The organism is Neoroseomonas rubea (assembly GCF_016106015.1).
Taxonomy (GTDB): Bacteria; Pseudomonadota; Alphaproteobacteria; order Acetobacterales; family Acetobacteraceae; genus Neoroseomonas; species Neoroseomonas rubea.
Window position 1 is genome coordinate 1 of sequence record NZ_JACADQ010000213.1, and the last position, 7,019, is coordinate 7,019.

The following is a 7,019-nucleotide window of genomic DNA, read 5'->3' on the forward strand; positions in this document are numbered from 1 at the left end:
GCCTCGGGCGGCGGTGCGGCGCAGGCGCCGTCCGACCGCGGGCAGCGCGGCGCGAAGGCGCAGCCCGCGGGCAGCGCGAGCAGGGAGGGCGCGGCGCCGGGGATCTGCCGCAGCTTCTGCCCCGGTGTCGCCATGGCCGGCAGGCTGTCGAGCAGGCCGCGCGTGTAGGGATGCAGCGGCGCGCGCAGCACCGCGCCCACCGGCCCGCTTTCCACGATGCGTCCCGCGTACATCACCAGCACCCGGTCGGCGAGGGAGGAGACGGTCGCGAGATCGTGGCTGATCCAGATCAGCGCGGTGCCGCTTTCGGCGGCGAGCGCCTTCATCTCGGCCAGGATCTGCGCCTGGATCGAGACATCGAGCGCCGTCGTCGGCTCATCCGCCACGATGAGCGCCGGCCCGTGCAGCAGGGCGGTGGCGATGGCGACGCGCTGGCGCATGCCGCCCGAGAATTCATGCGGATAGGCGGACAGGCGCCGCGCGGCTTCCGGGATGCCCACGCGCGCCAGCACGGCCGCCGCGCGGTCCAGCGCGGCGCGGTCCGACGCACGTTCATGCGCCTGCACCGCGAGCGCCATCTGCGCGCCGATGGTCAGCACGGGGTTGAGCGTCGCCTGCGGATCCTGGAACACCATGGCGAGGTGCCGCCCGCGCAGCGCGCGCAGCGCCGCGGGCGGCATGCCCACCAGTTCCTGCCCCTGGAAGCGGATGGAGCCGCCGACGATGCGCCCCGGCGGGTCGACCAGGCCGAGCAGCGAGAAACCCGTCACGCTCTTGCCCGAGCCGCTCTCGCCGACCAGGCCCAGGATCTCCCCGGCCGCGAGGTCGAAGGACACGCCGTCCACCGCCTTCGCCACGCCGGCGCGCGTCATGAAATGCGTGCGCAGCTCGCGCACCGAGAGCAGCGGCGCGGTCATCGCCGGAGCCTCGGGTTGGTCTGGTCGCGCAGCTGGTCGCCCACCAGGTTGATGGCGACGATCAGCAGGATCAGCGCGATGCCGGGATAAACCGAGATCCAGGTCCGCCCGCTCATCATGTACTGGAAGCCGTTGGCGATCAGCATGCCGAGCGAGGGTTCCGTCGGCGGCAGGCCGAGGCCGAGGAAGGACAGCGTGGCTTCGAGGGATATCGCATTCGCCACCTGCACCGTGCCGACGACGATCAGCGGCGGCAGCACGTTCGGCAGGATGTGGCGGAAGACGATGCGGAAGGTCGAAAGGGGCGTGGCGGCGGCGGCCTCGACATAGTCCTTGCGCCGTTCCGCACTCGCCGCGCCATAGGCGGTGCGGGCGAAATAGGCGTACTGGGCGGCCACCAGCGCGATGATCAGCTGCGACTTGCCCTGCCCCAGCACCGCCACCAGCACCAGCGCGAGCAGGATGGCGGGGAAGGACAGTTGCAGGTCCACCACCCGCATGATCGCCGTTTCCACCCATCCGCCGGCCTGGGCGGCGAGGATGCCGAGCATCGCACCCACCGTCATCGCCACGGCGCCGGCGACCAGCCCCATCTGCAGCGAGATGCGCAGCCCGTACAGGATGGCTGAGAAGAGGTCGCGCCCCTGCGCATCCGTGCCCAGCAGATGCGGATAGCCGCCCGAACCCACGAAGCCCGGCGGCCTTCGCGCATCGGCGAGCTCGAGCCCCGCCAGGTCGTAGGGATCCTGCGGCGCGATCCAGGGCGCCGCGAGCGCAGTGCCGATGAAGGCCGCGACGACCAGCAGCGCCACCAGCGCCACCCGGTTCTCGGCATATTCGCGCCAGAACGCCTTCACGCCGCCGCCCCCCCGCGCCGAAGCCGCGGGTCGAGCAGCGCGTAGGAAAGGTCCACCACCAGGTTGATCGTCACGAACAGGAAAGCCACGAGGATCAGGTAGGCGACCATCACCGGCCGGTCGAGCGAGGTGATGGAATCGATGATCAGCTTGCCGACGCCGGGCCAGGAGAAGATCGTCTCCGTCACCACGGCGAAGGCCAGCGTCGATCCCAGTTCCAGCCCGAACACCGTGACGATGGGAATGGAGATCAGCCGCAGTACGTGCCGGCGCAGGATAGTCAGGTCCGAAAGCCCGGCTGCGCGTGCGAACTTCACCGTGTCGGTCAGCATGATCTCGCGCGTGCCGGCGCGCGACAGGCGGATCATCATCGCCAGCTTGAACAGGCTGAGGTTGAGCGCCGGCAGGGCCATGAAGGACAGCCCTTCGAGCGTCAGGAAGGACCAGCCGATGCCGAACACCTCGACGACCGGCCCGCGGTCGCCGGCCGGCAGCCAGTCGAGGTTCACCGCGAAGGTCAGGATCAGGATCAGCCCGACCCAGAAGGTCGGCACCGAGAAGCCGAGCACCGAGACCGCCATGATGGCGCGGGAGAGCAGCCCGTCCGGCCTGTAGCCCGCATAGATGCCGAGCGGCACGCCGATCAGCGTTCCCGCCAGCACGGCCGCGAGCGCCAGTTCGAGCGTCGCCGGCAGGCGCGACAGGATCAGGTCCAGCACCGGCATGCCGAAGACGAAGGAGGTGCCGAAATCCCCGCGCAGCAGCCGGCCGAGGAAGACGAGGTACTGTTCCCACAGCGGCAGGTCGAGCCCGAGCCGGCGGATCGCCTGCTCCCGGATCTCCTGTGTCGCATCCGGGTTGATCAGCACGTCGATCGGATTGCCGATCGCATGCACGCCGGCGAAGACCAGCGCCGACATGGCCAGCATGACGAGGACGGATTGCAGGAGGCGCTGGATGACGTAGCCGAGCATCGCGCCGAGTATCGGGCAGTGGACAGCGCGCGCAAGGCATTCCAGCATCCATCGCCAAGAACGCTTCACGAGGAAAGGGACATCCATGCCCCGCAACGCCCGACGCCTTGCGCTCGCCACCGTCGCCGCCGGCGCGTTGCTGGCCGGCGCTGCCCAGACTGGCGCAGCCTTCGCCCAGACGCTCACCATGGGCGTGATCGCCGGGCCGGAGAGCATCGACCCGCATTTCACCGCGACCGGCACGCATTCCGAATCGCTGAAGCATGTCTTCGACACGCTGACCCATTCGGGCGACCAGTTGCAGGTGGAGCCCGGGCTTGCCGAATCCTGGCGCATCATCGATCCCAACACGTGGGAGTTCCGCCTGCGCCGCGGCGTGAAGTTCCATGACGGCTCGGACATGACGGCCGAGGATGTCGCCGCCTCCATCCGCCGGATGCAGACCCTGTCGGGTCCCAACCCGACCAGCATCTATGTCCGCCGGGTGCGGGAAGTGCGCATCGTCGATCCGCACACGATCCAGGTCGTGACGGACGGTCCGGCGCCGACGCTGCCGAACGACTTCATCCGCCTGTTCGTCGTCTCGGCCCGCGCCACCGCAGGGCTGGCGCCGGAAACGTCGAACGAGGCCTTCAACGCGGGGCGCGCGGCGATCGGCACCGGGCCCTACCGCTTCGGGTCCTGGACGCCGCGGGAACAGTTCACCGTCGAGCGCAACGACAATTACTGGGGCACGCGCCCCGCCTGGGCGCGCGTGGTGCGGCGGGAAATCTCGAACCCCGCCGCGCGCGTCGCGCAGCTGCGCACGGGCCAGGTGGACATGATCGTGCGGGTGCCGGCGGCGGACGTGCCGACGCTCGAGCGCGATCGCAACATCGCCGTGCTGAAGACGGAGACGGTCTATGTCTTCAACCTGGCGCTCGACATGCGGGAGACGACGCCGCAGGTGACGGCGCGGGACGGCTCGCGGCTGGCCGCCAACCCCTATCGCGATGCCCGCGTGCGGGAGGCGATCGACCTCGCCATCGACCGCCGCGCGCTGGCGGAAGTGGCCATGGAAGGCCTGGGCACGCCGCAGAGCCAGATGGTCACGCCCGGCATCTTCGGCTTCAACCCGGCGCTCCAGATTCCCCGCCCTGACGTGGCGCGCGCGCGGCAATTGCTGGCGGAAGCGGGCTATCCGAACGGCTTCCGCATGGTGCTGAACTTCACCAACAACCGCCTGCCGGGGGACAACGGCGTCGGGACCTCCATGGCGCAGATGCTCGCGCGCATCGGCATCGAGGTGCAGGCCGCCGGCCAGCCCGCCGCCGTGATCTTCCCCGCCCGCGCGCGCGGCGAACTGTCCAACATCATGGCCGGCTGGGGCACGTTGACGGGGGAGGCGAACTACTACTACGCGGCCAATGCGCACACGAACAACCGCGAGCTCCGCCTCGGCGCCTTCAACTGGAACGGCTTCTCCAACCCGGAGATCGACCGGCTGATCCAGGCCGCGAATGTCGAGCTGGACGAGGCGAAGCGGCGCGAGCTGCTGCAGCAGGTCGGCGCCCGCTTCATGGCCGAGCGCGTCGTCATCCCGATCGCCGCCGTGGGCTCCGCCTGGGCGATGCGGCGGGACCGCGTGACGCTGCGCGTGGGCCGCAGCGACGAGGAGACCTACGCCTGGGACGTGACCCCGGTCGCGCGGTGACGCGCACGGGAGAATGCGTGCGATGAGGGTCGCGGACCGCAACTGGGCCGACATCGAGGCCTTCCTCGCGCGGGACGATCGCTGCGTGCTGCCCTTCGGCAGCACGGAGCAGCATGCGCAGCTTTCGCTCTGCGTCGATGCGATCCTCGCCGAACGCGTCGCGGTGGAGGCGGCCGAGCCGCTCGGCGTGCCCGTCTATCCCGCCATGCCCTTCGGCCTCGCGCCCTATTTCGCCGGCTTCCCGGGCAGCGTCAGCCTGCGGGTGGAGACACTGCTCGCGGTCGCGCGCGACCTCATCGCGTCCGTCGCGCGGTCGGGCTTCCGCCGCATCCTCATCGTCAACGGGCATGGCGGGAACGCGCCGGTCGGCGCGCTGGCGCTCGAGATGATGACCGAGGATCCGCGGCTCTCGATCAAGTTCCACAACTGGTACAATGCCCCGCGCACCTGGGCGGCGGCGATGGCGGTGGACCGTTCGGGCAGCCACGGCAACTGGATGGAGAATTTTCCGTGGACGCGGCTCGCGCACGCGCCGGCGCCCGCGGGTGCGAAGCCGCCGGTGGACATGGCGCTGATGAAGGCCTCCCCGCCCGCCGTGGTGCGGCAGATGCTGGGCGATGGCAGCTTCGGCGGCCCCTGGCAGGTCGATGACGATGCCATGGCCCGCATCTGGGCCGAAGGCGTCGCCGAGACGCGTGCCGCGCTCGAAGGCCCCTGGCCCGCGCGCGGCTGACCCAACTCACACGCAGCAGGATCCCCAAGCATGGCCGAGACCCTTCTCTTCCCCGGCACCGTCGAATGGTCCGGGGAGAATCCCGGGATTTCGCTGAAGGAGGACCCGTCCGGGCCCTTCACCACCCTCGCCTCCTTCTTCCGCGTCGTGCTGTCTCCGCATGGGCGGGGGCATGCACTGGTCCTGCTGCTCTCCCCGCACGCGGCCGAGGCGCCGGCGGACGCGCCCAATGTCTGCCTGACGGACAATGAGCCGCTCGCGCGCTGGCTGGTCGCGGACTACGTCTCCCATTTCGGCGCCTGGCGCGGGCTGCCGGGGCTGGCGGGGTTGCAGTACCGCAAGCTCGACAGCGTGCGCACCAGCGGAGACGCCATCACGACCTACAGCGAGACGGTGCGTGCGGGCGAGATGAACGTGGCGCTGACCTGGTCGGGCCTCGGCCGGCCCTTCTGCTTCGCCTTGCCGCCGGAAAACTCCGCGACGGGCAAGCACCACATGCCGAGCCTGTTTGTCGGCTGCGAGACGGCCAGCGTGACGGTGAACGGGCGGATCCGCGCCGGCGCGCCGATCCCGCGCGACATCGCCGGCCAGCGCATCTCGACCGCCATGCTCGCCTTCTCCGAGACCTGGATCCGCGTCTGATCCACGCTTGATCCCCTTGGCAGCCGGCCCCGCCCCCGCGCAGAAGGGGGCGGGGGACACCGCATGAGCGAATCGACCGTTCCGCGTGCCGCGCTCTGGCTGGGGATGTCGGGCCTGCTGCCGACGCTCGCCATGCTCGCCGCCATGCTTGCCTGGCCGGAAGCGCGGGAGATCGCCGCGCGCGGTGGCATCGCCTATGGCGCCGTCATCGCCAGCTTCGTCGGCGGCGCCTGGTGGGGTCTCGCCGCATCCCGCGCGGCCCCGGAGGACCTGCGGCGCCGGCTCGTGATTTCCGTGGTTCCGAGCCTGGTCGCCTGGCCGGCGGTGCTGGCGCCGCCGGTTGCGGGGCTTGGCCTTCTCGCGCTGCTGTTCGCCGTGCTTCTGCCGACCGATCGCCGCTTCCTGGCCGAAGGCCTGGCACCTGCATGGTGGCTGGGGCTGCGGCGGCCGCTCTCGTTCGGCATGGCGGGCCTGCACGCCGCCGCGGCGGTGGTGCTGGCCTTCGGGGCCCCGCGGTGATCAGGAAAACGCGTGGGCGATGGTGGAGCTGAGCGGGATCGAACCGCTGACCTCGTCATTGCGAACGACGCGCTCTCCCAACTGAGCTACAGCCCCGTCCACCGCAGGGCGCGCTGATTGCCCCAGTGCGTGAGGGAAGTCAAGGCGCCTTGCCGGGGTGCCGGACGCTCACTAGGTTGCGCCCGCTTCGCAGGAGGATTCATGCGCGCGCTGTTCTGGCTGCTGGATACGGCGATCAGCCTTTACGTCTGGGCGCTGATCATCGCGGCCGTGCTGTCCCTGCTGCTGAACTTCAACGTACTCGACAGCCGCAACCGCTTCGTCTGGGCGGTGTCGGACTTCTTCTACCGGGTCACGGAGCCCGTGCTGCGGCCGATCCGCCGGCGCATGCCGGACCTTGGCGGCGTCGACCTCTCGCCGCTGGTGCTGATCCTGCTGCTCTCGGCGTTGCGCATCCTGCTGTCCGAGATCCAGGTCGGGTTGCTGCGCAGCGGCGTCGGCTGGTGAGCTTCTGGCGGGCGGAGGCGGACGCCGTTCTGGTGCGCGTGCGCGTGCAGCCCAAGGCGCGCCGGCCCGGCCTCGGCGGCGTCCGGCCGGCGGGGGACGGTCCGCGGCTCGCAATCTCGGTCGCCGAGGCGCCGGAGGATGGCCGCGCCACACGGGCGGCCTGCGACGCGCTGGCCG

At 70.6% G+C, this 7,019-nt stretch carries 9 protein-coding genes and 1 tRNA gene; 6 read left to right on the forward strand and 4 right to left on the reverse strand.

Translation table 11 applies throughout. The annotated features are described in order from the left end of the window. From HW577_RS17240 to HW577_RS17250, 3 genes are all read right to left on the reverse strand, one after another. Positions 1-917, reverse strand: a 917-nt coding sequence (locus HW577_RS17240) for an ABC transporter ATP-binding protein (RefSeq protein WP_198377385.1), incomplete at its 3' end; no start/stop codon positions are given. Next, entirely contained in the window at positions 914-1,774 is an 861-nt protein-coding gene (locus tag HW577_RS27070) for an ABC transporter permease (protein WP_198377386.1), read from the reverse strand. The genes HW577_RS27070 and HW577_RS17240, both read right to left, overlap by 4 nt. Further along, positions 1,771-2,748: an ABC transporter permease gene (locus HW577_RS17250; protein WP_198377387.1), complete on the reverse strand. Its 978-nt coding sequence runs from the start codon at positions 2,746-2,748 to the stop codon at positions 1,771-1,773. Before HW577_RS17250 ends, HW577_RS27070 begins: the two co-directional genes overlap by 4 nt. A gap of 85 nt (positions 2,749-2,833) precedes the next feature. Between HW577_RS17250 and HW577_RS17255 the strand changes: the two genes are divergently transcribed. The 4 genes from HW577_RS17255 to HW577_RS17270 all read left to right on the forward strand — a co-directional run bounded on the left by HW577_RS17255 (position 2,834) and on the right by HW577_RS17270 (position 6,335). Then, on the forward strand, positions 2,834-4,441 hold the full coding sequence (locus HW577_RS17255) for an ABC transporter substrate-binding protein (RefSeq protein ID WP_198377388.1): 1,608 nt from the start codon (positions 2,834-2,836) through the stop codon (positions 4,439-4,441). 22 nt (positions 4,442-4,463) lie between these two features. Then, positions 4,464-5,174 carry a creatininase family protein gene (locus tag HW577_RS17260; RefSeq protein ID WP_198377389.1) on the forward strand — a complete coding sequence of 237 codons (711 nt, stop codon included), beginning with the start codon at positions 4,464-4,466 and terminating at the stop codon, positions 5,172-5,174. A gap of 30 nt (positions 5,175-5,204) precedes the next feature. Continuing rightward, positions 5,205-5,816, forward strand: coding sequence for a hypothetical protein (locus tag HW577_RS17265; RefSeq protein WP_198377390.1), 612 nt, complete (start codon positions 5,205-5,207; stop codon positions 5,814-5,816). 63 nt (positions 5,817-5,879) lie between these two features. Continuing rightward, complete coding sequence (locus HW577_RS17270) at positions 5,880-6,335, forward strand: DUF3429 domain-containing protein (protein ID WP_198377391.1); 456 nt, start codon at positions 5,880-5,882, stop codon at positions 6,333-6,335. 20 nt (positions 6,336-6,355) lie between these two features. Here the strand turns inward: HW577_RS17270 and HW577_RS17275 are convergent. Then, positions 6,356-6,431: transfer RNA gene (locus HW577_RS17275), tRNA-Ala, on the reverse strand. 105 nt (positions 6,432-6,536) lie between these two features. Between HW577_RS17275 and HW577_RS17280 the strand changes: the two genes are divergently transcribed. Then, complete coding sequence (locus tag HW577_RS17280) at positions 6,537-6,842, forward strand: YggT family protein (RefSeq protein ID WP_198377392.1); 306 nt, start codon at positions 6,537-6,539, stop codon at positions 6,840-6,842. Continuing rightward, positions 6,839-7,019 (forward strand): DUF167 domain-containing protein (locus HW577_RS17285; RefSeq protein ID WP_198377393.1); only part of this gene is annotated, 181 nt, incomplete at its 3' end. The genes HW577_RS17280 and HW577_RS17285, both read left to right, overlap by 4 nt.

Bases quoted from the DNA above. Each gene is read 5' to 3' on its own strand.
- HW577_RS17250 (WP_198377387.1), bottom strand. From the start codon at position 2,748: ATGCTCGGCTACGTCATCCAGCGCCTCCTGCAATCCGTCCTCGTCATG.
- HW577_RS17255 (WP_198377388.1), top strand. From the start codon at position 2,834: ATGCCCCGCAACGCCCGACGCCTTGCGCTCGCCACCGTCGCCGCCGGC.
- HW577_RS17260 (WP_198377389.1), top strand. From the start codon at position 4,464: ATGAGGGTCGCGGACCGCAACTGGGCCGACATCGAGGCCTTCCTCGCG.
- HW577_RS17265 (WP_198377390.1), top strand. From the start codon at position 5,205: ATGGCCGAGACCCTTCTCTTCCCCGGCACCGTCGAATGGTCCGGGGAG.
- HW577_RS17270 (WP_198377391.1), top strand. From the start codon at position 5,880: ATGAGCGAATCGACCGTTCCGCGTGCCGCGCTCTGGCTGGGGATGTCG.
- HW577_RS17280 (WP_198377392.1), top strand. From the start codon at position 6,537: ATGCGCGCGCTGTTCTGGCTGCTGGATACGGCGATCAGCCTTTACGTC.